The sequence below is a fragment of the Sphingobacterium sp. GQ94 genome, from assembly GCF_059758715.1.
In genome coordinates this window covers 77,557-103,349 of sequence record NZ_JCAXEC010000001.1, presented here as the reverse complement: position 1 = coordinate 103,349, position 25,793 = coordinate 77,557, and the positions used below count along the sequence as shown (strand labels likewise).

Genomic DNA, 25,793 nt, shown 5'->3' with positions numbered 1-25,793 from the left:
TTCACGATCTACACGCTCTGCATTCCCTTATGGGATTATGCGTTTCTTAGGTAAAGAAAATCTCAATCTTGCGAAGGTACACCACTGTAAAATTTGTACATGCACTTGCTCGGGTGCATACAGAAATCAATGCTGAAATAAACCGATGACTCACTGATAAAATAGCGTATAAAAATCGATTAGAGACCGGCTATTCAAATCTGCGGGGAAAGTGAGTATGTGCCCCAATGCTCACCGTAACACATTGACGGGACCCTCGGGAACCGCTCCATTCGATGTCCAATACATTATTCCAGAGCAGGTGATCCTGTGTTTTTCTCCCTTACAAAGAAGATGTAAATAAAAAGGGGTGCTCAATAATTTACGTATTGAGCACCCCTAATCTAGTGTTGTTTAATTTAATTTGCTGTCAAAGCAACAGCATTTAACTGTCTGGGCGAACCATCTGGTCCAACAGCTATAATGTTATCAAATATTACTCGAGTTCCTGGTGAAATTCCTTTGATGGCGGATCTCATTGCGGCACTAAAGTTATTTCCTGAGGTCGATAGGACAATTGCATCGGCCCGAGGTTTCGCGATAATCATGGAGAACTTCGTTACTCTAAAAGAGGCATCGAAATCAAAATTATCCAACTTCGCAAAAATTGCATTCTGCGCTTTGATGGCAACAGTAGCCATCGATCCTCCGGTTTTACCTGCAAATTGTGCAATCGGATCAGGAATCCTTTTAACACGAAATTCTGTTGTACTTAAGGTTTGTGTTTTGCCTGGCGCCACCTCAGCCGACACTGAAATTCGTGCTGTGCCTGGGGAACTTACCTTTACATTGTATTTCCCAGCTGAACCACTGATGCTACCGCCACTCATACTCACCTTAATTTTGTTGGTAGGAGTACCAGGGGCAGATACCGAAATGGGGTTGTTTACGCCAATATAAAGGACGTTCATTTTATCCGGTGATACCACCGCAGAAGGGCGGGCAACTTGATAGGTTTGTTGCGGGGTTCGGTATTCTTTTATCGTTCCGTCGGTTTGTTTAACCTTAATCACGCCTCCCCAAGTAAAGATTCCCTCTTTGCTCGTTGAAACTCGATAAACACCCTTACCGTCAACAATCTCCAAGTTCGAGCCATTCACGCTAATCGCGGGTTGAGATTTAGAATCAGATGCGGTCAAAAACACTTCTGCCGTGTAGGGTTGCCCTTGCACTAAATACGAAGTGGGAGCGACTGCTACCGCAGCAAATTTATCCAAATTAACCACCGCTTGGTCCATCTTTCCTAAGATCAATTTAACCATATCGGATTCAGCATTTTGTGCATCTGTTTGAATCTTGGTCAAAATGGTCATAGCCGCTGTTAACGGTGTTCCGCTGCCAAAGTTCACCTCTTCCCAACTACGTTTTCCACCAATCACTTTTTTCGGATCATTTGCCTCCAGAGAGAAGGTTACAGATTTTTGCTCTTCAGGGGTTAATAGGGCCAGTAATTTTGATCGAGTGCTGTTTATTTTTTCCTTTAACTCAGCTCCTCGTTTTTGATTAATCATCAAATTTGGTGCAATATCTTCGTTTTCGCGCATCTTCAAATCTCCGGTTTCCTCGTTATAGCCGCCGCCTTGTTTTGCGAAATCTTCTTTAATTGCGTTGATGTACTGGTTAAGGTCTTGAATTATTCCTTGTGCTTTTTTCGCCTTATCGTAAATAGGTTTTGCACGATCAGGTTCATCCTTTAGTTTGGTACTCTCAAAGGCTCCAAACAATTGCTGAACTGAATTATTTACGTTTGACTTGGACGTTTCTAAACTGTTGTTTATATTTTTAAAGGCATCCAATATTGAATCGGGTACGTTTAATGCGAGCAAGGCAAGCAAAACCAGATACAAAATATTGATCATTCGTTGCCTTGGTGTCTCTCTTCCTAATGCCATGTTAATTATTTAAAGTTTGTATTGGATGAATTACACTCGAGGCTGGTTCATAGCGCTCAGCATGTTGCCATAAACGGCATTCAATGCATTCAGGTTTTTAGCCAGTTTGTTCACCTCATCTTTAAAGGCTTTGGAGTCATCCAAAGATTCATTGAAGTTCTTCATCGTAAAACTCAAATTATCATAGAACTGATTCATAGACTGCAAATGAGAAGCAGATTCTCTCAATTCTTTTTCATACATGGTATTTAATTGACTCAAGTTCGAGGTCAATTGTTGAACCTGAATATGGTATCCTGTTGTGTTGGTATTGGAATTTGACATTTCAGCCAGATTCGCTGATGCTTTTTCAAAAGCCAAACTTAAATTATCAAATTTTGATGTTGCCAAACGTAATTTCTGAGTAAAATCATCTGTCGCCAGAGATACATCACTGATCTTATTGATGGCAGAAACTTTGTCTCCAAAATCTCTTAGACCGCGACCCAAATTCTCAATGGTGGCCGAATCAATGTTTGCATCGGTAAACATTTTGTCTAAAGAGGCAGTTGCTGAAGGTCCACTAGCAAGGTTTGTTCTTTGGGAATTACGATCAGGTAGCTCTCCGCTGAAATTTTCATCTAGTTCTGGGTATACTCTGGACCAGTCCGGTTCTGCTGGCGGTGGGTTGAAACCCATAAGGAAGAATAAGATGGCTTCTACGGTTAAACCAATACCAATCATGTAATTCGCATAAGATCCTCCAATGTGTAGGATTTTAAACAATACACCGATAATTACGATACTAGCTCCCCAAGAAATGGCAACATGTAGCCATCTCGAATTGTCTTTCTTTTTGTTCATAATGTCAATTTTGATTACCCCTTAGCGAGGGCGTTTATAAAACGTTTAAGTTCTTTTACTAATTTATACTTCTTTTTATTGAATTGTTTCACTTTACACAAAAATCGAACCGAATATAACAAAATGGTTCTGCATCTGCTGAATGTCTTCGGGCTAATTCATTAAAATGGGCAAAAATTTAGTGAATGGTTCCAAATTTACCTTTTCATTGCGATTACTTTTTTTGGAGGATATGTAAATCCAAAGTCGGTTAATCGTACTTTTTTGAACGGGATTCATCTGTTTTCCTTCGCTAATTTTAAGATTTCTATACACGAATAAATCATCATACATTCAACGTAAAACGGGCAAATGTATTGCCTAAAATGCGCCCGAAATGCCCTAACAGGCTAAGGCTATCCCATCTACTGTTCCTGTATTTTAAAGGTTATATTGTTAAAAAACATCGTTGAATTTAACGGAAAGATTTCTCTTTTTATTTTGTAAAATATTCGTACTTTACAAGCAACAATACACCCTGAGCGGATTGATTATATTAACTTAGAAAACACCTTATTATGAAAAAATTACTCGTTTTTTCCTTACTCTGCGGAGCACTCGTGAGCGCCAAAGCACAGAGTGTAGACTTTAAACTAAATCTACCACTGAATAAACCCGAAAAGATGCTCACCGTCATGAAAATGGATATTCAAGGTCAGCAAAACATTATCATGGATATGACCACCACGAGTTCGCTCAGCACCACAAAATTTGAGCAAGGGAATTATACGGTGGAAATAATTTCTGAAAAAATGAAAATGGACATGGATGCTGGGATGATGACGATCAGCTATGATTCTGAGAATCCATCAGAGGATCCAATGGCCCAAATGATGGCCACTCAAATGGACAAGTTGATCGGCAAAAAAACAACGATTGTGATGAATGAAAGAGGGAAAATGATTTCCAACGAGTCAGAGATTGAAGATCAGAACAACCAAAACCCGTTGCAAAACATGTCTATGACAGCCACTTACCCGGATAAACCAGTAAAACCGGGTGATACCTGGGAATCCCAAGCGACCAATAAAGGAGTGACCACTAAAGCGGTAAACAAATACCTAGAAAAAACGGACAAAGGGTATCTTTTAGAAAGTATTGCCGAGATGTTCGATGACCAGGAGAAATCCATAGGAACGATAAACACAACCTATACGGTTGATCCCAAAACATTTTCGACCGTACATGCCATTGTGAAAGGAAATATGGACGTTGAAGGACAAAAAATTGTCATCGATATGCAAATGGACACCCTAAAAGATTAATTTTATTTTAGTAAACAAAAACCCGGTAGAAAATTCGAGGGCACTGAAAAAGTCCCTTTAAAATGGAGGCTAAAAAAAGGAGTGGAAAACAACAGTTTTCTGCTCCTTTTTTCGTATCTTAAAGTAGGCTTTAACGGACATCAGAATGCTTTCTACCCAACAAAAAATGCAGTTCAGTTCCTATTCAGGATTGTACGATATCATTGTTCCAAAAGATAACTTGCTTCGAAAAATCAACGATCTTATCGATTTCAGTTTTATCTATGACGAGCTTTTGGCGAAGTATTGCCATACAAATGGCCGCAACGCTGAAAGTCCAATTAAAATGTTTAAGTACCTTTTATTAAAAACAATATATACCGTTTCGGATGTTGATGTTGTTGAGCGTTCCAGATATGATATGTCGTTTAAATACTTTCTTGAAATGGCCCCTGAGGAGGATGTGATCAATTCAAGTTCACTAACCAAGTTTCGCAAACTACGACTAAAAGATATGGATCTATTGAACCTGTTGATCAACAAGACCGTATCGATCGCTCTTGAAAAGGGTATTATTAAATCAAAGTCCATCATCGTAGATGCGACCCATACCCATTCCAGATCCAACCCATATACAGCACTGGAAGTACTCAAGGAACGCTCCAAGCTATTGAGAAAATCGATCTATCAGATCGATGAGGAATACAAAGAGAATCTGCCACAAAAGAATGAATCCAACGATCTGGACCAAGAGCTTGCCTATTGCAGGGAATTACAGAGGGTCCTTGATCAGGATCAATCTATCAGTGAAATACCGGCTGTAAAAGAAAAGCTGAACCTGTTGAAGGAAACCATTGAAGACACAAAAGAATACTATCTGCTCTCTAAAGATGATGAGGCCAGGCTTGGACATAAATCAAGGGATAGCAGTTTCTTTGGTTATAAAACACATCTAGCGATGACCGAGGAACGTATTATCACAGCAGCAATCGTTACTACAGGCGAAAAAGGTGATGGAGCGGAACTCCCTGGGTTATTGGAGATCAGTAGGCAGAATGGAATGGAAGTGGATACGATAATAGGCGATGCCGCATATTCTGGAAAAGACAATCTTCGACTGGCAAAAGAGCAGAACATTGATATCATCGCTAAATTGAATCCAGCAGTCAGCCAGGGATGCAGGAAAGAAGGGGATCACTTTCACTATAACAAGGACGCAGGAATGTTTGTCTGCCCGGCAGGCCATCTGGCAATCCGGAAAGCCCGTCAGGGCAAAAAGGACATTGGGAAAAATCAAGCAGACATATATTACTTTGATGTGGAGAAATGTAAGGTATGTCCACTAAGGGAAGGATGTTATAAACATGGCTCAAAAACCAAGACCTATTCAATAACCATTAAATCTGGACTCCATAAAGATCAGATGGCTTTCCAGGAAACCGATTATTATCGGAGCAAGGCTAAGGAAAGATATAAGATCGAGGCCAAGAACAGTGAGCTCAAGAATGTCCATGGATATGGAAGGGCTGATTCCTATGGTATCCAAAATATGGAAATGCAGGGTGCAATGGCCATCTTCACGGTAAACATGAAAAGAATCCTGAAATTGATCTAAAAAGGAGGAATATTATCTTAAAAACAGACTAAATGGGATGCTAAAAACTCAAATAGCAAGTCCTAGGCGATCAGAATGCCATCAAGATCATATAAGAAACTAATTTCTGGAAATCCATTAAACAAAAAATGACCGAGTTAAGGGAGATCCATACTCAGTCATTTCTTTAAGACTCATTAAAAAGTTGAGACTTTTTCAGTGCCCTCGAAAATTCTACCGGGTTTTTTTATTTTTTATGAAAAGTGCTTACGCGCTTACTTCGGCCTTGTACTCTTCTGCAGACAAAAGAGTTTCTAATTCTGCGCCGCTATTCAATTGAACACGGATAATCCAACCTTCACCATAAGGGTCAGTGTTCACCAATTCAGGGGATCCATCAATAGCCTGGTTTACTTCAATTACTGTCGCGGTAATAGGCATAAATAAATCTGAAACGGTCTTAACGGCTTCAATGGTACCGAAAATTTCATTCGCCACAACCTCTTCACCCACTGTGTTAATATCAACAAACACGATGTCGCCAAGTTCACGTTGCGCAAATGCAGTAATTCCGATCACTGCCTGATCACCCTCAACACGAATCCATTCGTGATCTTTGGTGTACTTTAATTCAGAAGGAAAATTCATGTGTTATCTTTTTGTTTTAACGCAAAAATAGGATTAAGAAAGGAGATATCAAAAAGTATTGTATTTTTACTCCCATGAATCCGAGCATCCAAAAGCTAGCGCTAATTGCAAATAAAAACCAAAAAACCATCATTGGATTGATGTCAGGAACCTCTTTGGATGGCCTTGATATCGCCTTATGTGAACTTTCTGGACATGGACAGCAAAGCCAGTTGCTCTTAAAGGAATTCATAACCATGGACTACCCAGATGAATTCCGAAGCAGAATCCGAGAAATTTTTGCCAAAAGAAACATTGACCAGCAGACGCTCTGTGGACTGAATCCTTACATCGCTGTGGTTCATGCAGAGCTAATCTTAGATGCGTTAAGCAAATGGGGTGTTGACCCCGGGCAAATTGATGCAATTGCAAGTCATGGCCAAACGGTATTTCATGCTCCGGTCTCTTTAACAGCAGACCAAAGTCTGCCCAATAGCACCTTGCAGTTGGGAGATGGAGATCACATTGCAGTGAAAACAGGTATCATTACCCTTTCTGATTTTCGACAAAAACACCTGGCCGCTGGTGCAGAAGGAGCCCCTTTGGCGGCTTATGGCGATTATTTACTTTTTAGTGATCCCCATGAAAATCGCTTTTTACTCAATATAGGGGGAATTTCTAATTTTACCTTTCTGCCTAAAATGGAATCCTCGAGGATGGCTTATGCGACAGACCTTGGCCCTGGAAACACCATCATGAACCAATACATGTTTGCTACTTTGGAAAAAGAAATGGATCAGGATGCTCTTCTGGCGCTCTCGGGAAAGGTAAACCAAACCCTTTTAGAACAGCTGATGCGTGAAGAATTTTTAACGCTGGATTTTCCGAAGACAACCGGTCCAGAGTTGTTTAATCTTACCTACCTAAATAAAGCCCTTGAGCGTTGTGGCTTGAGGGATCTTAAAGCCGAGGATATTATGGCTACCTTAAATGCTTTTTCAGCTAAGGTTATGATTGAAGGAATCAAAAAAGCTGCTACCCAGGCAGGAATTAATGACTTTTCAATTTACGTAAGTGGAGGAGGAATACATAATCCCATGCTCATGAATCAGATTCGGGACGCTTTTGGGAAAAATGTGGATTCTTTTGAAAAATTAGGGTTAAATCCAGATGCTAAGGAAGCGTGCCTATTCGCAATTTTAGCCAATGAAACCCTTTCAGGAACGCCCCAGAGTGTCCGTAAGATACAAAATTCGCCCGCTGTATGTATGGGTAAAATCAGTTTACCCTACTGATCTAAAGCCTGATGAATAAACGCCTTAAAAGGCATCATCCTTTGGTAGTTCTTGACCATGAGATCTAAGGCTCCCGTGGATTCCATTTGGTTCCTTGAGAGATTCATGTGTAAGATAAAGCTTCTGTGTTTTAGGAGGTCTATGTAGGGGTTTTCAGCCGTATAACCAGCTGGGGGTCTTTGTAGTCTATCTTCGGAGGAAAGGCTGTCGCGATCCCAGTCACCTTTTTTCAGCGATTCGATGAATTCCTGTGCATTGTAATCAATCTCCTGACGAATAGCTTCTAAATGCGCTTTATTTGGACGCCAATACCCCGCCGCCAAAAAAGTGCCTTCTGGTTCGATATGTAAATAATATTCTGGTCCATCAAGTTTGCGTCCATCCACAGATATGCCTGCAGCGAACCAGGATTTATAGGGATCCTTATTCTTTGAAAACCGAACATCACGATAGATTCTGAAAAGGCACTTCTTCGCGGAGATATCCTGATGAATATGAGGATCAAGTTCGCTTAACCTGAAAATCAGCGCTTGAATAAACTCCGTTACATTGTTCAGAGCTGCCTGATAATCCTCTTTATTATCACCAAACCATTCTCTGTTATTGTTTGCTTTCAGCTTGTTCAAAAAATCAAATGTGCTTTTTTTTATTTCCATCAGATTAAATTAAAAACATCAATAGTATGTATACCGTTGGGGCGCTAATCAATAGTCCATCGAACCGATCTAAAAAACCTCCATGACCCGGCATAATACTTCCGGAGTCTTTTATTCCTAAACTTCTCTTGAGCATCGATTCAACCAAATCTCCAAGGGTTCCAAAAACGGAAATGCAAAGAGCAACAGCGGCCCATTGAAGCTTGTTTAGGGAGCCAAAGTACGGTTGTAAAAACAACGCAATGCACAGAGCAAGTAACCCGCCTCCGATAAAACCCTCCCAGGTTTTATTGGGACTGATTCTTTGAAATAATTTATGTTTGCCAAAGGCCTTTCCACAAAGGTAAGCTCCTGTATCGTTGCTCCAGAGCAAAATCAAAAATCCCATTGGAATATATGGATCAAATTTTTCTCCCAGAAAAGCTAGCGCCACAAAGAATAGAAAAGGAACACAGGCATACCATATGCCTAAAATAGTAATTCCTAGGTCTATAAACGGGTTTTTGTGCTTTAAATATAAACTGGCAATAAACATGCAGCAAAGTAGGGGAATACAAATTCCTAGCACTTTCCATTCCAGCATCCCCAATAAAACCGCCGCACTGAGTGCGGCCAGAATCGCTGAAAAAGTAACCCCCAATCCCATCATGGGCTGGACGTCCTGATTCTTGGTTATCGCGAAAAATTCCCTTGCGGATAAGACGCCTAAAGAAGCAAAGAAAAGGACAAAAACGTATGGGTTAAATAGGGTTGCCCCTACTAATATGATGACAAAAATAATTCCGGTAATCGCTCTAGTCTTCATCTATAAAGTCTTCTTGTGTAAAACTATCCATTAAAGCGATCGCCTCAAGTTGATTTTCTTGCTCAACATATAATTCAATCACTCCAAAAAGATAAGAAGAATCCTGTTTATTTAATACAACTGCTGGTATATGGTTTTCCAAAAGCATCTGTTTGACGATTTCAGCATGCAGCACTTGATTATATACTTGTATTTTAATCCAATTTGGGCTCATGTATCGTTTTTGATTGATGCGTAAATTTATAAAAATAATATCCTATTGATAGTGTTAGGATAAAGCTGATGATGTATAATCCAACCGAGTAGGTCGTAGAACCTTGAAGATCTTCAAAAGACTTTCCACTGCGGTGATAATAAAAGGCGATAATGGTCACTGTTGCATTGTTTAAAAAATGTCCAAAGACAGGTACCCAAATGTTTTTTGTCCACCAAAAAGAATACCCAAAAACCAGTCCCAACAACATTCTAGGAAAAAATCCATAAAACTGAACATGAATTGCTGAAAAGATAATAGCGGTCACCCAAATGGCAACATGACCATTTCTAAACATCCGCTGCAAAATTTTCTGCAACGCTCCCCTAAAAAAAAACTCTTCCACAATCGCTGGAAGGATCGCCATGACCAATAGATTAAGAAGCAAAAAGCTGATGGAATCAACCATCACCAATTCTTCTGTAAGTTTGGCCATTTGGTCCTCCTGGGTACGCATCCAGGTTTCTATACCTTGAAAACTCTCTGGAAGGTGCATGCTCATATTGAGTTTACTCACGAGCTCCATCAGCGGATTGCACACCAATAAAAAAGCAAAAATTAAGGTCAAATGCATTCCAATGTCTTGCTTTTGCATTGGAAAATAAGCGTATTGTTTCCTTTCTATTCTTTGAAGAAACAAGGCGGGTAGTAAAAATGTGCCTAGGCTACTTACGGCCAAAAGGGAATACAAAAAAGCTGGACTATCTGAACCCAGCAGTGCCTGGGGATTGCTTAATTTGGATACCATATCCCCCGGGCTTATAAGCATAAAGATTATAAACGTGATTAATTGGGCTGAAACGGTCAAAAGCAAGGTTAAGCCCAATAGAATAATGAGAGAAATCCAAGGTGAGTTTTTTTCGGTGCTCATATCAATTATAGACTAAATTTCGCAACCTTCATCTGCGCAACCGGGAGCTCCTGGTTTATCAAGGGTCACTTTTGTTTCCACATTATTCTGTGTGAAATCCGCATAGCTTTTACGCAATACCTCTACAAAAGAATCTATCGGTTGGGCTCCTGATACCGCATATTTTCTATTAAATAAGAAAAACGGAACCCCTTTAATACCAATATTTGCGCCCTCTTGTATGTCTTGACGAACAAGGTCGCCGTAGTGATCACTTTGTAACGCTCCATGTGTTTCTTCCATAGGCAAACCGAGTTCAGCGGCCAAATTTAAGAGTACTTTATCCTCTTGAATGTTCAACCCTTGGGTGAAATGTGCACTAAACAGTCTTTGTTTGCAAAGCGATGCTTTTCCATATTTTTGAGCGAAATGGATGAGCTTATGTGCTTTAAAAGTATTTGCAGGAATATTGATGTCAAAGTTAATATCCAGACCGGTTTCTTTGCCCATTTGAGCAACTTGCTGGGTCATTTGCCGGGCTTGCCCCTGACTAATTCCTTTGCTTTGTTCCAGATAAGAATAGATCGTCTGACCTTCGGTGTATTGATAATCAGGACTCAGCTGATAGCTTCTATAGATGACCTGCAATTCTTTGGCAAACTCAAATTTTTGCATCGCATGATCAAAATGACTCTTCCCAATATAGCAGAATGGACACATGATGTCCGACCAAATTTCTATTATCATATCCAAAAATAAACCTTTTTTGTTACTTAAAAGAATAAAGCCTCCCTAGGTTTCTAGGAAGGCCTTTTCAGGAAAGACTTAATTAACCCGTATTGGATCTGCGGGCTTTGTAATCGGCTTATAGGGATAGGTTTTTATTTCATCCAACAGGATTTGAACCGTTTTCTCCAGTTGAGGATCTTTTCCCTGCAATAATTCTTTTGGGGTTTGCTCAACAAAAACATCTGGTGCAACTCCTTCATTCTCGATGATGTAGTTCCCATTTAAATCAAAAACACCAAAGTTTGGCGAGGTTACGCTACCTCCGTCAATCAACGGTGGATATCCTGAAATTCCGACTAATATGCCCATTGTGGTGCGACCTACTAATTTACCCAACCCTTTGAAACGAAACATATAAGGCATCATATCCCCTCCTGAACCGGCATTTTCATTAATGATCATCGCCTTGGGGCCAAAGATGCCGTTCCCCGGTGTTGTGAAGCTACGCCCATCACGGATTCCCCATCCCGAGATCAGTTCTCTGGAAAGTAAATCGATCACATAATCGGCAACCGATCCTCCTCCGTTATTCCGCTCATCCAAAAGCAGGGCCTTTTTGTCCATTTGTGAAAAATAGTACCGATTGAAGGATTCATAACCATCTCGCCCTGTATTGGGCATATATACATAGGCGATTTGCCCTTTGCTTAAGGCATCCACCTTTTTGCGGTTATTTTCAACCCAGGCTTGACGACGTAAACCAACCTCAGAAGAAAATGAAATAGGCTTGACGACCACCTGGAATGACCCTTGTAAAGTAGGTTTATCATTTAATGTCAGAATCACTTGCTTATCTACGGTATAATCAAATAAACTATAAATATCCATTTCGCCAGTTAATTCCTTGCCACCCACTCTGAGAATATACATACCCTCTTTAACCTTTCCTCCTGGTGTCGCCAGTGGAGCCCTCAAATCCGGGTTCCAATCTAAGGAACTGTATATTTTTTGAATCTGGTAACGGCCGTTCTGTATTTGGTAATCAGCGCCTAACACACCTGCAGAAACTGAAGGAGCAGAGGGTTCATCGCCTGGATAAATATAACTATGGCCAACCACCAATTCTCCGAGCATTTCGTTTAAAATATAATTCAAATCAGAGCGGTGATTTACATACGGTAGAAATTTGCTGTATTTTTTACGCGCAGCTTCCCAGTCCACGCCATGCATATTCTCAACATAAAAGAATTCCTTTTGCATGGACCATACTTCATTAAAAATTTGAGTCCATTCCTGAACGGGATCCACAAATAATTTGACTTGATCCATGGAGAGTTTTCCATGATCACCTGCCGGTTTTTGTCCAGCTTTAACAATGAAATACCCTTGTGCATTGGAATACAACATTTGTTTTCCATCACTACTGATGGTATAGGAACGTGCGTTCTCAACCAAAGGTTTTTCTTTCATTTCCTTGATGTCATAGGCAAATATGTTTCCCCCACGCATATAGATTAACATATCCTTAACCGAGCCATCAAAGGCATAAGAACCAGCCTGAATGGGAAGTGGGATAATTCGGTTGTTAATATTCTGAAAATCAACCGCAACCCTTTTCTTTCTCTTTTTAGAATCTTCCTGCTTATCTGCTTTTTCTTCCTTATCTTCCTTCTTGCCCTCTTCCTTCCTGCCCTCTTGGTTTGCGATGGTCTCCTCGTCGCTTTGCGTTTTGAACATCGAGCTGGAATCGCTCGAGAGGACAAAAGCGTAACTGCGGTATTCCACCCTTCTATCGTAGGCACTCATGTGCAAACCGGAGTTGGTTAGTCCAACATCGGTACTGGCCGTAAAAAGTAAGGAGTTTCCATCCTGGCTAAACTCTGGATCTCTGGCAGCACTCATTCCGTCCGTAATCTGGTGGGATTCGCTTGTTTCGAGGTTGTACATAAAAATAGCGCTCACACCATTGGACAGCGTGCTTGTATAGGCAATCCATTCAGAATCTGTTGACCAACTGGCTTGGAAACTATTGTACGATCTTCCAGTCTGAGAACCTAATTTATCCTGGGCAATCAATTTTACTTCTTTGCTTGAGACCTCCAAATAATATAGGTTCAAGTGCGCATCGTTAAAAAACAATTTTTTGCTGTCCGGTGACCAGACCGGATAGAAATAATAATATTGATCTCCTAATGAAATGTAGATGGGCTCATCCAATGCTTTTTGGTCTCTTAATACCAATTCATATTTTCCATTTTTATCGGATAAATACGAGATCCATTTTCCATCTGGTGACCAAGCCGCGAACCGCTCATGACTTCCAGGTGATTGGGAAATATTTCGGGCATCTCCTTTTTCTTTTGGTACAGAAAAAATTTCGCCTCTGCTTTCGAAAAGTGCTCTTTGTCCGGTTGGTGAAACACCCCAACCACGAATACTTTCTTTCAAGTCAACATAATGCGAGCGCTTATACGGGGCATCTGCATTGATTTTAATGGAAATATGCTGGCTTTTAAGATTTGCTAAATTTAGCAGGTGTAATTTTCCCGCCTGTTCGTAAACCAATTCATTTCCTCTACCTTGTAATGTGCGCACATCATAATCCGAAAAATCAGTGAGTTTTTGGATTTGTTTAGATTTAGTATCATAACTATAGACATTCACTATTTTATCCCTGTCGGATAGAAAATACACCTTCTGCCCCAACCATACGGGTTTAACATCGTTACACTTTTCCCCTGGGATAATTTCGATATCGTTTGTTTTAGTGTCAAAAATCCAAATAGAGGGCATCCCTCCACCTCGGTATCGCTTAAAGGCCACCCGGTCACGTTCGGTCGGATCATTGTTTTTGATGTAAGCCCAATACCGGCCATCCTGTGATGGTGAACCCTGATAGGCCTCTGGCATTTTAAGAGGGCCTTGCTCAGCACCCGCTAGGTTCGCTTGATAAAGTCGGGATCCTAGGGAATAGGTAAGCTCTCTCTGAGTGGTGAAGTAGACCTGCTCGTTGGATAACCATCCGCGTAATACATCTGAGGCTGGGTGTGTGGTGATGCGTTGAGGTTCTCCTCCCTCAATAGGAATCACGTACACATCTGTATTCCCATCGTAATTTCCGGAGAAAGCGATTTTTTTCCCGTCTGGAGAAAAAATTGGGTTTTGCTCAACAGCAGGGTTAACCGTTAACCGTCTGGCGTTCTCACCGTTTTTATCGGCTAGCCAAATATCTCCTCCATACACAAAAGTGACATGTTGGTCACTAATGCTGGGGTTTCGCAACAATAATGTTTCGTTCTGAGCATGGACAGGACTACTGTGTACCGCCGCTAGGCTTAGAACAAAAAGAAAACTTTTTAGCTTCATAGTTAATTGGATTGGAATGGCCATAAAAATAGAAATTAATTGCAGCATTGTTCATAGCATCACTTCTATTTTACAATTAATAGCCTGAACAGTCCCCTATAAAACACAAAACCGTCTATTTTTCGGTAGACGGTTTTGTGTTTAAGATGCGTTTAAATCATCACTCAGTAACTTGAATTTCATGTTTTGCGCTGTGGGTTTTTCCAAACATATCGGTAACCCGAATCTCAATGGTATGATTACCCTGATCAAGTTTCGGCAATTTCAATCGCCAAAGGTGATCGGAGTTTACCGGAGCACTAGGAACCCGTCCTTGAATCAATGTGTTTGCACCTTGAAAATTTAAAAGCTCCTTAAGGTAATTCGGATCCGGTTCAAGAACTCTGTTCATCGTTTTCCACTCTTTATTATCGATACTATAAGTCATTGTATCTTTCGCGGTTCCTAGGAAAAAATTTGCATACAGAAAATAGCGGTTTGCGTATTTCTTTTTTACAACCGTAGGACCAAATACACCAATGGAATAGTTTTCGTCCTTTGCAACAACTTTATAATCGAAATTATATTGATTCCCCTGAATATTTAAGATTGCATACCCTTTTGGCGTACCATCTCGCATGGTGGAATGCGGAATACCTTGTGCATTTAAACTTCCAGAATACCAGTCCCCTGAGGTTGTTCCCACATTGTATTCATGGTGCTCTTTAGCGCCTTTCCAACCATGTTCTTTTTGAGTATAGAAATTTTGTTGTTGATAATGCGTATGCGCGGATAAAGAAAGGGTATTGGGGTAATCTGCTAACAGCGCAAACAATTGGTCCCGATCTTCAATCCTGAAGGATTGGTTATTATTGGGGTTTAACGGTATATGGAAAGCAAGAATAATCAATTTGTCTTTAGGGACGAATTTAAGATCTGCCGCGATGAAATCAAGTTGATCCTGACGCAATCCTCCTTGATACCCTTTGCCGGTTTGCGGGTGTGGATAAATGATGTTATCCAAAACGATAAAATGTGCCTGGGCAATGTTAAAAGAATAGTTTGCTGGTCCGAAAGCTTTTTCAAAACTCTCGTCCGATAGCGAGTCTTGCACGACATCAAAGTTTAAATCGTGATTACCGATCACATTATACCAAGGCAATCCCATTTCATGGATCGCTTTTTTATAACTCGGGTGAAGACTTAAATCATTTCCCACCAAATCACCCAGACTAATCCCTAAAACAGGGCCTTTTTTGGTTTTAGCTTCCTGAATTACGCCTTGTCTGAAATAATCCATTTCCTGTTCATCGTAAGCTTGGGGATCTCCAAAAACAAAGGCTGAGAAGTTGGTCTGTTCTTCTTTTGCAACAAGTGCAAAATCGATGGATTTTGGTAAAGCGCCTGTAGGTTGAGATCCTTCAAATTCTAATTTGGGTGAACCGTTTGGCTTATGAATATAGTAGAATTTTGGTTGTTTGTTTTCATCAGCAGCTAAGGTATATCCAGCAGGTTTGATCACAAAGATAATATTGTCTTTCCCTACGGGTAACTCATACTTCCCTTTTTGATCGGTTTGTACGACCTGTCTCCCGTTACTAACACTCACTCCTTGTAATCCGGCCTCTTTGCGATCCAGCTTTCCATTTCCATTTTCATCAAGGTATACGGTCCCTTTAGCAAGGTCTTGGCCGAATACGCTTGTCGTCATTAAAATGGCAGCCAACGACCAGAATAGATTTTTCATATTTGCTTTTGTTTATTTTTCCCCAAACTTAGTTTTTGAGAATTAAAATTAGGTTAACTCTATATTAAGTTAACTCTTTACAAATATATTCTTCGCCTTTACGCTCCGAATAATAGAAATGTTACATGTTTTCTGACCATCGACCTCTGTAAAAGACAAAAGGACACCGAAGTGCCCTTTTGAATCATTCAAACTAACCAAAAACCCATTGTCTTATTCTTATTTTTAATTTGCTCCCTGATTGGCAATCAATGGCCATCCCGGGTTTTGATAAAGCGTTGAGCTTTCAGGAGTACCATCCGGGGAGGTAATCGTGAAATGGTCAAAAGCAATGGGGTTTAAATAATGTGCCTCTGTCCAGCTGTACCCGTTCAACACCAGATTATTTTGATTTAAATTAATACGGTAGGGTCTGATGTACGGACTTTCTGATTTAGCGGATATATTCGCTGTTTTCCCTGGTGTATTGGGTTGAATCAGCACCGATACGCCATTGCTTGTATACCATTTTTCCATAGGTCCCCATACCTTCATTCCCTCAAGAATAAGTGGTTTGGTCTTAAGCTGATCTAAAGACCTCCATCGTCTTAAATCATCATATCGGAACCCTTCTGCAACCAATTCTAATCTTCTTTCCCTTCTGATGTTGTATAAAGTTTTATCGCTTAAAATATTCCCAGCACTGTAAGCACCAAGATCGTCTTGAGCTTCCATTTCCATGTTGGTGTTGGCAATGGTGATGTTAAAATCTGGATTCACCCCAGCGCGTTCTCTAATTCTTCTCCAATAATCAGTCGCCTTGGCGTTTAATGTTTTGTTTTTTAAATAACTCGCCTCTATATAATTTAGGTAGGCCTCCGAAGCTCTGAAGATGATCGAACCGGTTGTTCCCGCTGAGCCTTCTGCCTGGGCAGATAAATAGCTCATTCCCTTTTTCAAGGCATAACCCGTAACATAGCGTGTTTCGGCTAGCCCAATGATGTCAGGACGCCCCTCCAGGCTTGGTGATCCATCTGAATTGTTCCGATCGGTAAACCGCAATTCCCCTGGACTTTTCATAAAAAGCTGTAAACGGTTGTCTCGTTCAGCTTTCACCAAAGAAACAGAATCATCGCCTTGATAACCAGAGCCCGAGGCATAGATTGGCAAACCATTGGCCATGGTGAAATTCTCCACTAAACCCCTTGAATAACCACTATTTCCTCCATTTGGGTTCATATAATGATTTACATGGTGAATAACATTGACATCCGTTGAAAAACTTCTCCATAACAAAACTTCACTGTAGCTACTCATGTCTATATCATTAAACATGGTAAAATAGGGGTTCGCTGAAGAGTTATATCCATTGTCCTTTTTATTATCTACCAAGGAAACCTCGTCTGCAACTTGTTCAGCCGCAGCCATAGCCTGGGTTAAAAAGAAATCAATTTCGCTATCAATCTGCAACGAGTAATTCGGGTGAGAATCTTTCCCTGGCCAGTTTGAGTTCCCGGGAACCAAGGCTGTGTTTTTATGATACGTTAACCAGCTGGCCTCATAAAGGGCAACCCGTGATTTGAACAATAAAGCCGCATGCTTTGCTATTCTATTTTTTCCATTAGGTGACACTACTTTTAATAAGTTGATGGCAGAGTCTAAGTCTGACAAGATAAAGCGCGCCACTAAATTACGTGGCTGTCTTACCGAGGCGCCAATTAATACGCCAAGATCATCCTTTAACGTGGTTTTCACAATGGGAAAATCACCTAGATTCTGAACTTTATTAAAGTATTGATAGGCGCGAAGAAAATAAGCCTCTCCAATGTAATGTGCAATGTTTTCCGTAGATCCCGATAATTTGTCTTCGTGCCATTTAGGCAATACCTGCTCAAAGAAATAATTTAGTTCTCGAATTTGGGAAAATTCATAGTCGCCTCCATTGGTTGGAACTTTCCACTCCCCAGGAACCCAGCGCGTACTGAATCCACTACTGAGTTGATTATCGGTATGGTTATCCGCCGCAAATGTGCCTAGTCCCCATCCCCCGTGAGAGGGAAAGCTATAGCGCGAGATGGTATAGGTGGCCAAATCAGCCTCCGTATTGAAGTAGTCTCCTGGTGTAATGTTCGCCAATGGAGCACGGTCCAAATAGTCATTACAACTGTTCAGGGAAAGACTAAAAAGCGCGAGCCCGAAAAAGAATATATGTTTTAATGTTGATTTCATAGACGTAAATGAATTAGAAGTTGATGTTTAAACCAAATGAATAAACCGTAGAGAATGGATAAGTCTTACCATCATTCCACCCGCCAAGACCCACTGTCTCAGGATCAAATACCTTGGACATTTTTGTAAACGTGAGTAGGTTTTCTCCAGAGGCATAAACGCGGACTTTTGAGATGCCTAAACTTGCAAGCCTAGCAGAGTTAATGTTATAGCCGATTTGTGCGTTCTTCAACCGAAGGTAAGCGGCATTTTGGATATACCTGGTTTGTGTGTTCCTGTTTTTGCCTGTGTTAAAATATGGGCGCGGCAAATAGGAATCCGTATTCACATCCATTACCCCGCTTTGAACCATCACCGAGTTTTCATCCCGGAAGAAGTCCATGTTTTCTTGGAATCCGGCTGATTGCCACATACCGCCTCCAGCTCCCCAGAAATAAGGTCCATTTGGCATATGGTCTCTTTGCCCCACACCTTGGAAGAAAATTCTAAAATCGAATCCTTTGTAAGCCCCGTTTAAATCTAAACTATAGCGGTATCTTGGCGCACTATTACCGATTATGGTGATATCTCCTGGGTTTTCTAAGGTATTTGCTCCTGCATTGATCTCCCCGTCACCATTTAGGTCAGAATACATAATATCACCCGCTTGCCACTTGGAAGAGAAACTTTGTTTAGTGTGTGCAATATGTGCATCCATCTCCTGTTGGGTTTTTGCTATACCCAGCGTAGTATATCCCCATATTTCGCCAACCTGGCGTCCATTATACCAGTTGTTTAAATTCCCTGTTTTGTTTGGGTATTTTGTAACGGTTTGCTTATCATCTGAAAGGACTGCGCGCACACCATAGGTAAAGTTCCCGATGTTATCTTTCCAGTTTACTTCAACTTCAAAGCCTTTGGAGTTCATTTCTGCGTTATTTAAGCGGGGGACCCCAGTTCCTAAGATTATCGGAAGTTCTGGAGCTGGACCAATCATGTCATACGTTTTACGTTTGTAGAGCTCAAAGCCAACGCCCAGTCTATTGTCTAAGGCTTGTAAATCAAATCCGATATTCCAGCTGGAGATTCTTTCCCATGTTAGGGTGTTTGCAATTAACCCTGGTGCACCTGCGTAATTTGTTTTTTCTCCATTTAAAAGCCAAGATGAACCGTTTACTGTAAATGGTAAAATGGAATAAAATGGATACCAATTGTTGGTATATTGGTTGCCCAGTTCACCGTAAGATCCTCTTATTTTAAAGACAGATATTTTATCTTTCCAAGTCCAGAAATCCTCATTGGCGACATTCCAGCCTGCAGAGAATGATGGGAAAAGATTCCATCTTAACTCCGAGGGGAATCGGGAAGACCCATCGTAGCGTCCATTTGCTTCAAATAAATATTTTTCTTTGTAATTGTAATTTATCCTACCAAAAAACCCTGCCGTTGCCCAGTGTTGGTATTCTCCTGAGGTTAAAGGGTTCAAGGTGGCTGTATTTAAGGTTGGAATTTGATCCGAAATCAAATCACTCATGCTTCCGCTTAAGGTCCTATACTTATTCAATTCTGAGTTAAAACCTACCAAGAATTTAAAGTGATGATCTTCGGCTACATCCAGCGTATAATCAGTAAATATATTGGTGCTGAAATACTCATCCTTACGGTTGTTCTCTGAAACGCTGGTATTTCCCGCAGGACTGTAACTTACTGCCAATGGGTACGGGTTTTCATTTACATCGTAGCTGTAAGCTTTCAGGAGTTCACTATGGCCGTTATTATTGGTGACCCTGTAGTTCAAGTTCCCGGTAATGTTCCAGTTTTTTAGTGGTCTGATACGCAGTTCTACCTGTTGATATAAAAGGTCCTTTACATTGTTCGTCCGACCTCCGTCAACCAATTGAGCAATCTCACTCGGGTCCGTAAAATAACCGTTATCATCTCTTACGGGAACCGTTGGCCATCTTCTGGCAATATTATGGTAATAAAGATCATTCATGTGCGTGGCTTTGTCATAGTTCTCGCGCACGAATCTTGTATTTGACATTAAGTCAATTTTTTCACTCAGCTTAATGTTAATTTTATTGCTGAATGAATAGCGTTGAAAATTGTCATTTGCATACTTATTTAATCCCCCTTGGTCCATAAAATTTAAAGAGCTAAAGAACTGGATATTGTCGGATCCGCCGTTCGCACTCAAAGTATGCTCCTGAGATGGAGAGAAATCTTTATAGAATTCATCAAACCAGTTTGTATTCGCGTTGGAGCCTCCATAGTATTGCCATCTATCATTAGATCCAGCAACACTCACGCTGTCTCTTTCTCCATTTTGATAGGCAATAATACGGTCTAAAACAGCCTGAGAAAACAAAGCCCCTTCACCATCATTCGCTTTCACTTCGTTGAAATAATAGGCAAATGTTTTTGAATCGAGCATGGTCGGTAACCCACGCGGTTTGCTATATCTAAAGTTGTTGTTGTAGTTTACAATCGTTCTTCCTGCTTTACCTGATTTTGTGGTAATTAAGATAACCCCGAATGGTGCGCGCGATCCATAGATTGAGGACGCAGCAGCATCCTTCAATACCGTTACGTTTTCTATATCGCTTGGATTCAACGCGTTTAAATCGCCTTCCATTCCATCGATTAAAACAAGTACGGAAGAGCTGGAACCAACCCCGATGGTTCCCGCACCACGAATATTGACGTTCATGGTTTGATTCAATTCTCCCCCTAGTCCGGAGGTTTGAACATTCAAGCCCGGAATTAAACCTTGCAGGGCTTGACCCGTGTTTTGAACAGGTCTGGCTTCAATTTCCTTGGCGCTTATGGTAGAAACCGCTCCGGTTAAATTTACTTTTTTCTGTGTGCCATAACCAACCACCACGACCTCATCCATTTCATTCGCCTTTTCTTTCAGGGTAATGGTCATCTCCTTACTTAAGGTTGAGGTAGAAAACGGAAAAAATCCAATTGAAGTAACCACAACCTCGGCCTGAGCACTAGAAACAGTTAACGTGAATTCTCCTTTTGAATTGGTGGAGGTCATCTTGGTACTTCCTTTTTCAGAAACAGTCGCTGATTCGATGGCTCGTCCTTCTTGGTTCAATACTCTTCCTGAGATGGAGAGTTGTTGATTTTGTTTACCGCTCTGGCTCGTTGAGTTTTTTGAAGAACCGGAGATTGGTTTAATCAGAATAATTTTATCCTGCACTTGAAAACTAACATTCTGATTTGCGAGCACCTTATTTAAGGCTTCCTCCAGACTGATATCCGAATCAACGATGGTTATCGAGGCTGTGTTTTTAAGTAATGATTCTTTGTATACGATTTGGTATCCACTTTTTTTGCGAATCTCATTCAGCGCCTGTTTGGCGGTAGCATTTTTTATATTTAATGAAATGGTTTGGCTGAACCCCAATGCAAAACCATTTAGTGCTAAACAAGAAAATACAATCGCCAGTCTTGATGCTTTTTTGAGCTGTCGAACCGGATTTCTTCCAGATTGTATCGTGCACTGAAAATGAGTAAAGAGTTTTTTATCCATACTATATTTAGGTGTTAAAATTTATAAAATGGTGTTATAAAAATAGGTGCAATACATGCTTTCTACCTGTATAGAGTATAAATCGGGTGAGTACCCTAAAAAATATTTTATTTTTTTTATTTGTTAAAAGAAAGGGTTCTCTCAGAGAGGTCGAATCCTGCAAAACTGGCGGAGTCCAGAAGGGATATTAATTCTTTTAGGCTATTTTCTCTAGCCAGGTAAATGGTAAATTGTTCTTTAGGGACTACCGTTGTATCGTAATCAAACTCATAATATTTCTGTAAATCTGATAGAATTTGGCTTAAATAACGGTTGTTATAATAAAGGTATCCCTCTTTCCAGGCGAGCAGCTCTTCCATTTCACCTTCTTGTAATCTGCGAACCGTGGCTTCTTTATAGTCAACCTTAATCAAATCTCCTGGAAACAAGAGTGACGATTTACCGGTATTTATCGCCTTTACATTTAAGCGCCCCTGATACAAAAGGGTTTCATCAAAACTCTGGGCCGTTTTTACATTAAAAGATGTTCCTAGGACCTGGATTAGCTGATGCTCGGTTTTCACTTCAAAAGGAATTCTCTTGTTTGATTTGGTTTGTTTTTTGACTTCAAAATATGCCTCTCCTTGGAGACTAAGCCTGCGATCTTCCAAGTAATTGGCCGAGTAACGAAGATTTGAATTTGCATTCAAATTAACTATTGATCCGTCCGGTAATTCTACTTTATAAAACCCGCCAACTCCCGTTTTTATATTTAAAACGTCCTGATTTCCCAATGGAATTTTAGCCACATTTAGGACCATTTGATTATCCGATTTGTCCAAATAAATCGCTTGGCTTTTGTCGGTCCCGATTTGAAGGCTGTCTGTTATTTTTGAAAACCTCCCTTCTTGGGTGAAGGTATTCGACTTAAAATCGGCGGTAATTTCACGTGCATGATGCTGATCAAAAAGACCAAAAATTTGCTGTCGTTTAATCAAAAAAGCACTTCCAAGGACTAAAAAAAGCGCGGCCAAAGAAAGTGCATGAAGCCTTTGCTTGGTACTTTTTCTTTTCTGAATTGAAATTGAGCCCAAAATCCGCTCATGAATTTCATTACCGACCTCTTTTTTATCTCTTTGATTCAAATTCTTCATTTTTTAGAAGAACATTAGGGTAGTGATACCTATTAAAATTGATTTTCTAAGTAAATGCAAGACCTTCGAGATATGATATTCTACGGACTTCACACTTAAGTTTAATCGTCCCGCTATTTCCTTATAACTTAAATCATCGTAGCGGCTTAATTCAAATATTGTCCTGCTTTTACTGGTTATCTTATTCCTTAACACATAATTTAGCTGTCTTTCGATGTCTTTTAAAGCGAATTCGTCATGTTCAAGGTTTACAAAGTCCAGTTCATCAATTTGGACAGTCTCTAACCTTTTCATTTTCTTTAGCACAAAAATACATTTGTTTTTGATGCAGACAGAAAGATAGGCCTTAATAGAATATTTAATCTCTAATTTATGTCTAATATTCCAAAAATCAAAAAAGACATCGTGCACCACATCTTTAGCTAGTTCTTCGTCTTTAAGAAATGCGATACATGAATCATAAAACCTCTCCCAATAGGAAAAATAAATCTCAGAAAATGCTTGCTTATCATTGTTTCGAAGTCGATTCACGAGTTCAACGTCCTGCCAGGGAACTTGATAGACTAAAGGATTGGGGTGGTTCATAAGATATAAGGTTAACAAATTACATTAATGTATTATGTATGATTTAATAATTTATTAATGTAAAAATAATTCTTAAAACTTATTGATCAACTATTTTCCAAAAAATTCATAAAAAAAATCATGGAGCTTATCAATTTCGAATCCACGTAAAATCAAGAAGTAAACCGACTTATTTCTCTGAAATGCACATGTTTAAACAAACAATATGTTTTTTTTCTACTGGTGAAACCCCCATAGTTCCTGAAGAAAGACAAGCTTGCCTAGAATTAAAAACTGATTTTGATTGGTCAACAAAAAAAATTTGCGAAATATTACTACCCATTCACAATTTGCTTAATCCAATTGTAACAAAACGGAAAATTTATACCTTTTTCTGTTACAAACCAGCAATTTCAAAATAATGCAAACTTTTTGTTTCCCAATTGTTAAACTACTATTAAATGTATACCTGGCTACATAGTGCAGCCTGGACAATGTCTATCTTTATGCAAAAACAATTCTTATGAAGTCGATCATCATTGCCTCAGATTTTTCGGAATCCTCCGTGCACGCTGCAAGGTATGCCGCGGCACTCTCCAGCGTTCTGCAGCTCAATCGTATTGTGCTTTATCATTCCTATGGAAATATTCCTACAGGAACGGAACTGCCCATTAGTGAAAAGGATACTCTCTCAGCTCATGAGAGAAGTGTGCTCGAATTGAAAAATGTACACAATGAGATTTCAAAAGTCCTTGGAGTGGATAGTGAAACAACTATAGAACTTGTGACCAACGAAATGCCTTTGGAGTTTGGCCTGAATCAACTTGCCCAGCAATGCCAGGCTGAGCTGATCGTGATGGGTGCGACAGGAAAAAGTGGTCTCGATAAACTCTTGATAGGAAGCAATACCGCCAAATTAGCTGTATCTTCTTTGCTCCCGTTGTTGATTGTACCCCATGGTACTGTCTATGAACCGATTGACAAAATTGTTTTTGCCTGCGACCTTAAACACGTGAATCAAAGTACACCCGTCGAGGAAATCGCACGTTGGTTGGAGCGTTTGGACGCTAAATTATTGGTGCTCAACGCGGCCGTAGAGGGTAAACGATTTGATCCGGACATGATCTCAGAACAATATAAGATGCACGAGCTACTCGATGGCTTCAATCCAGAGTACCATTATCAGTTAGGAGATGACAGCGCCCAGGAGATTGCTGATTTTGCAAAGCATCAAGGGGCAGGATTGGTCATTACGATACCCAAATCACATGGCTTTTTTGAGGGCTTGTTTCACCGCAGTCTTAGCAAACGTTTAGCGAACAAAACGGAAGTTCCGTTACTCCTATTAAAGGAAAAGCAATCATGAGGGCAGCGGTGAATACCCGATACGGTCCTCCACAGGTTGTCCGTATTAGCGAAATAGCAAAACCCGTACCTGGGCCAGGGGAAGTACTTGTGCGGGTTTATAGGACAAGCGTGAACCGAACGGATTGCGGCTTCAGAAGTGCTCAGTATTTTATCTCCAGATTGTTCAGTGGATTACTCCGTCCTAAAAATAAGGTGCTGGGTTGTGAATTTGCCGGCGTGATTGAAGAGGTTGCTGCTCAGGTGAGTAACTTTAAGGTGGGTGACCGCGTTTTTGGTTATGACGATAAGGGTTTCGGTGCGCATGCAGAGTTTAAAGTAATGTCCGCTCATGGCTTACTGGCCTTATTACCAAAGAATATCGATTTTGATCATGCGGCTGTACTTACTGAAGGGAGCCATTATGCGCTAAGCATTATACGGGCCGCCAAAGTGAAAACGGAGGACAAGGTTTTGGTTTATGGAGCCACAGGGGCTATTGGTACCGCTGCCGTCCAATTGTTGAAACATTTTGGTGCGTATGTGGTTGCAGTTGCCGGAACGCCCAATATTCAACTGGTGCAATCCTTGGGCGCGGATGAAGTGATCGATTACCAAACACAGGATTTTACGCAATCCGAACATCGTTTTGATTTTATCCTGGATGCCGTTGGAAAGAGCTCCTTTGGAGCCTGTAAACCTTTACTCAAATCCAAGGGCCTGTACATCTCAAGTGAATTGGGCCGGGGCTCAGAGAATATCTGGCTGTCTTTGTCTACGCCTTTTTTTGGCGGAAAAAAAGTGCTTTTCCCTATACCTTCCTTTAGCAGGCACGATCTTCTTCAATTGAGTGATCTTGCCCAGCAGCAATCTTTTCGTCCGGTGATAGATCGGGTGTTTCCTTTTGAGCAGATCATCGATGCCTACCATTATGTGGAGAAGGGGCAAAAGGTCGGAAATGTTGTACTATCGGTGGATTAAGAAAAAATCGAATTCCACCCCTTTATTTGGGGGTTAAACAAAGCGGGATCTGACTCCCCAGAGAATGGTATATATTTTTTTA

At 40.5% G+C, this 25,793-nt stretch carries 19 protein-coding genes; 5 read left to right on the top strand and 14 right to left on the bottom strand.

The window, feature by feature from the left end:
- Positions 1-398 precede the first annotated feature (398 nt).
- Together porM and porL are read right to left on the bottom strand one after the other, a co-directional pair.
- On the bottom strand, positions 399-1,931 hold the full coding sequence (porM, locus tag AC6CHH_RS00475; RefSeq protein ID WP_498278595.1) for a type IX secretion system motor protein PorM/GldM: 1,533 nt from the start codon (positions 1,929-1,931) through the stop codon (positions 399-401).
- Between the two features lie 30 nt (positions 1,932-1,961).
- A complete protein-coding gene (porL, locus tag AC6CHH_RS00470) occupies positions 1,962-2,774 on the bottom strand; it encodes a type IX secretion system motor protein PorL/GldL (RefSeq protein WP_498278593.1) in 813 nt (270 codons plus the stop codon).
- Between the two features lie 557 nt (positions 2,775-3,331).
- Here porL and AC6CHH_RS00465 point away from each other — a divergent pair.
- Positions 3,332-4,078 carry a DUF6263 family protein gene (locus AC6CHH_RS00465; RefSeq protein ID WP_498278591.1) on the top strand — a complete coding sequence of 249 codons (747 nt, stop codon included), beginning with the start codon at positions 3,332-3,334 and terminating at the stop codon, positions 4,076-4,078.
- A 145-nt stretch (positions 4,079-4,223) separates the two neighbouring features.
- On the top strand, positions 4,224-5,672 hold the full coding sequence (locus AC6CHH_RS00460) for an IS1182 family transposase (protein ID WP_498278589.1): 1,449 nt from the start codon (positions 4,224-4,226) through the stop codon (positions 5,670-5,672).
- Positions 5,673-5,918: 246 nt separating this feature from the next.
- Here AC6CHH_RS00460 and gcvH read toward each other — a convergent pair whose 3' ends face one another.
- Positions 5,919-6,299 (bottom strand): glycine cleavage system protein GcvH, encoded by a 381-nt coding sequence (gene gcvH, locus AC6CHH_RS00455; protein ID WP_498278587.1) that lies wholly within the window; start codon positions 6,297-6,299, stop codon positions 5,919-5,921.
- Positions 6,300-6,373: 74 nt separating this feature from the next.
- Here gcvH and AC6CHH_RS00450 point away from each other — a divergent pair, with 74 nt between their 5' ends.
- On the top strand, positions 6,374-7,573 hold the full coding sequence (locus tag AC6CHH_RS00450; RefSeq protein WP_498278585.1) for an anhydro-N-acetylmuramic acid kinase: 1,200 nt from the start codon (positions 6,374-6,376) through the stop codon (positions 7,571-7,573).
- Here the strand turns inward: AC6CHH_RS00450 and AC6CHH_RS00445 are convergent.
- The 11 genes from AC6CHH_RS00445 to AC6CHH_RS00395 form a co-directional block, all read right to left on the bottom strand.
- Positions 7,567-8,229, bottom strand: coding sequence for a DUF2461 domain-containing protein (locus AC6CHH_RS00445; protein ID WP_498278583.1), 663 nt, complete (start codon positions 8,227-8,229; stop codon positions 7,567-7,569). The two genes, AC6CHH_RS00450 and AC6CHH_RS00445, sit on opposite strands and share 7 nt — an antisense overlap.
- 4 nt (positions 8,230-8,233) lie before the next feature.
- Positions 8,234-9,034 (bottom strand): phosphatidate cytidylyltransferase, encoded by an 801-nt coding sequence (locus tag AC6CHH_RS00440; protein ID WP_498278581.1) that lies wholly within the window; start codon positions 9,032-9,034, stop codon positions 8,234-8,236.
- The gene (locus tag AC6CHH_RS00435; RefSeq protein WP_498278579.1) at positions 9,024-9,248 is read right to left on the bottom strand and encodes a putative signal transducing protein; all 225 of its coding nucleotides are present in this window, start codon (positions 9,246-9,248) and stop codon (positions 9,024-9,026) included. The genes AC6CHH_RS00440 and AC6CHH_RS00435 overlap by 11 nt, the downstream gene beginning before the upstream one ends.
- Entirely contained in the window at positions 9,229-10,158 is a 930-nt protein-coding gene (locus AC6CHH_RS00430; protein ID WP_498278577.1) for a CPBP family intramembrane glutamic endopeptidase, read from the bottom strand. The genes AC6CHH_RS00435 and AC6CHH_RS00430 overlap by 20 nt, the downstream gene beginning before the upstream one ends.
- 12 nt (positions 10,159-10,170) lie before the next feature.
- A complete protein-coding gene (locus AC6CHH_RS00425) occupies positions 10,171-10,884 on the bottom strand; it encodes a DsbA family oxidoreductase (protein ID WP_498278575.1) in 714 nt (237 codons plus the stop codon).
- A 78-nt stretch (positions 10,885-10,962) separates the two neighbouring features.
- On the bottom strand, positions 10,963-14,232 hold the full coding sequence (locus AC6CHH_RS00420) for a S41 family peptidase (RefSeq protein ID WP_498278573.1): 3,270 nt from the start codon (positions 14,230-14,232) through the stop codon (positions 10,963-10,965).
- Between the two features lie 160 nt (positions 14,233-14,392).
- Complete coding sequence (locus AC6CHH_RS00415) at positions 14,393-15,958, bottom strand: calcineurin-like phosphoesterase C-terminal domain-containing protein (protein WP_498278571.1); 1,566 nt, start codon at positions 15,956-15,958, stop codon at positions 14,393-14,395.
- Between the two features lie 225 nt (positions 15,959-16,183).
- On the bottom strand, positions 16,184-18,166 hold the full coding sequence (locus AC6CHH_RS00410) for a RagB/SusD family nutrient uptake outer membrane protein (protein WP_498278569.1): 1,983 nt from the start codon (positions 18,164-18,166) through the stop codon (positions 16,184-16,186).
- Positions 18,167-18,179: 13 nt separating this feature from the next.
- A complete protein-coding gene (locus AC6CHH_RS00405) occupies positions 18,180-21,689 on the bottom strand; it encodes a TonB-dependent receptor (RefSeq protein ID WP_498278567.1) in 3,510 nt (1,169 codons plus the stop codon).
- Positions 21,690-21,805: 116 nt separating this feature from the next.
- Positions 21,806-22,822, bottom strand: a complete 1,017-nt coding sequence (locus tag AC6CHH_RS00400; protein WP_498278565.1) for a FecR family protein — start codon at positions 22,820-22,822, stop codon at positions 21,806-21,808.
- Positions 22,823-22,825: 3 nt separating this feature from the next.
- Positions 22,826-23,407, bottom strand: coding sequence for a sigma-70 family RNA polymerase sigma factor (locus AC6CHH_RS00395; protein WP_498278563.1), 582 nt, complete (start codon positions 23,405-23,407; stop codon positions 22,826-22,828).
- A 502-nt stretch (positions 23,408-23,909) separates the two neighbouring features.
- On the opposite strand from AC6CHH_RS00395, the gene AC6CHH_RS00390 reads away from it, so the two are divergent.
- Both AC6CHH_RS00390 and AC6CHH_RS00385 read left to right on the top strand, forming a co-directional pair.
- A complete protein-coding gene (locus tag AC6CHH_RS00390) occupies positions 23,910-24,752 on the top strand; it encodes a universal stress protein (protein ID WP_498278561.1) in 843 nt (280 codons plus the stop codon).
- Entirely contained in the window at positions 24,749-25,711 is a 963-nt protein-coding gene (locus tag AC6CHH_RS00385) for an NAD(P)-dependent alcohol dehydrogenase (RefSeq protein WP_498278559.1), read from the top strand. Before AC6CHH_RS00390 ends, AC6CHH_RS00385 begins: the two co-directional genes overlap by 4 nt.
- The last annotated feature ends 82 nt before the right edge of the window (positions 25,712-25,793 follow it).

Excerpts from the sequence above, each read along its gene's own strand:
- AC6CHH_RS00420 (WP_498278573.1), bottom strand. The coding sequence starts at position 14,232 with ATGAAGCTAAAAAGTTTTCTTTTTGTTCTAAGCCTAGCGGCGGTACAC.
- AC6CHH_RS00410 (WP_498278569.1), bottom strand. The coding sequence starts at position 18,166 with ATGAAATCAACATTAAAACATATATTCTTTTTCGGGCTCGCGCTTTTT.
- AC6CHH_RS00450 (WP_498278585.1), top strand. The coding sequence starts at position 6,374 with ATGAATCCGAGCATCCAAAAGCTAGCGCTAATTGCAAATAAAAACCAA.
- porL (WP_498278593.1), bottom strand. The coding sequence starts at position 2,774 with ATGAACAAAAAGAAAGACAATTCGAGATGGCTACATGTTGCCATTTCT.
- AC6CHH_RS00385 (WP_498278559.1), top strand. The coding sequence starts at position 24,749 with ATGAGGGCAGCGGTGAATACCCGATACGGTCCTCCACAGGTTGTCCGT.
- AC6CHH_RS00445 (WP_498278583.1), bottom strand. The coding sequence starts at position 8,229 with ATGGAAATAAAAAAAAGCACATTTGATTTTTTGAACAAGCTGAAAGCA.
- AC6CHH_RS00400 (WP_498278565.1), bottom strand. The coding sequence starts at position 22,822 with ATGAAGAATTTGAATCAAAGAGATAAAAAAGAGGTCGGTAATGAAATT.
- AC6CHH_RS00425 (WP_498278575.1), bottom strand. The coding sequence starts at position 10,884 with ATGATAATAGAAATTTGGTCGGACATCATGTGTCCATTCTGCTATATT.
- AC6CHH_RS00395 (WP_498278563.1), bottom strand. The coding sequence starts at position 23,407 with ATGAACCACCCCAATCCTTTAGTCTATCAAGTTCCCTGGCAGGACGTT.
- porM (WP_498278595.1), bottom strand. The coding sequence starts at position 1,931 with ATGGCATTAGGAAGAGAGACACCAAGGCAACGAATGATCAATATTTTG.
- AC6CHH_RS00405 (WP_498278567.1), bottom strand. The coding sequence starts at position 21,689 with ATGGATAAAAAACTCTTTACTCATTTTCAGTGCACGATACAATCTGGA.
- AC6CHH_RS00440 (WP_498278581.1), bottom strand. The coding sequence starts at position 9,034 with ATGAAGACTAGAGCGATTACCGGAATTATTTTTGTCATCATATTAGTA.
- AC6CHH_RS00430 (WP_498278577.1), bottom strand. The coding sequence starts at position 10,158 with ATGAGCACCGAAAAAAACTCACCTTGGATTTCTCTCATTATTCTATTG.
- AC6CHH_RS00465 (WP_498278591.1), top strand. The coding sequence starts at position 3,332 with ATGAAAAAATTACTCGTTTTTTCCTTACTCTGCGGAGCACTCGTGAGC.
- AC6CHH_RS00435 (WP_498278579.1), bottom strand. The coding sequence starts at position 9,248 with ATGAGCCCAAATTGGATTAAAATACAAGTATATAATCAAGTGCTGCAT.
- AC6CHH_RS00415 (WP_498278571.1), bottom strand. The coding sequence starts at position 15,958 with ATGAAAAATCTATTCTGGTCGTTGGCTGCCATTTTAATGACGACAAGC.
- AC6CHH_RS00460 (WP_498278589.1), top strand. The coding sequence starts at position 4,224 with ATGCTTTCTACCCAACAAAAAATGCAGTTCAGTTCCTATTCAGGATTG.
- gcvH (WP_498278587.1), bottom strand. The coding sequence starts at position 6,299 with ATGAATTTTCCTTCTGAATTAAAGTACACCAAAGATCACGAATGGATT.
- AC6CHH_RS00390 (WP_498278561.1), top strand. The coding sequence starts at position 23,910 with ATGAAGTCGATCATCATTGCCTCAGATTTTTCGGAATCCTCCGTGCAC.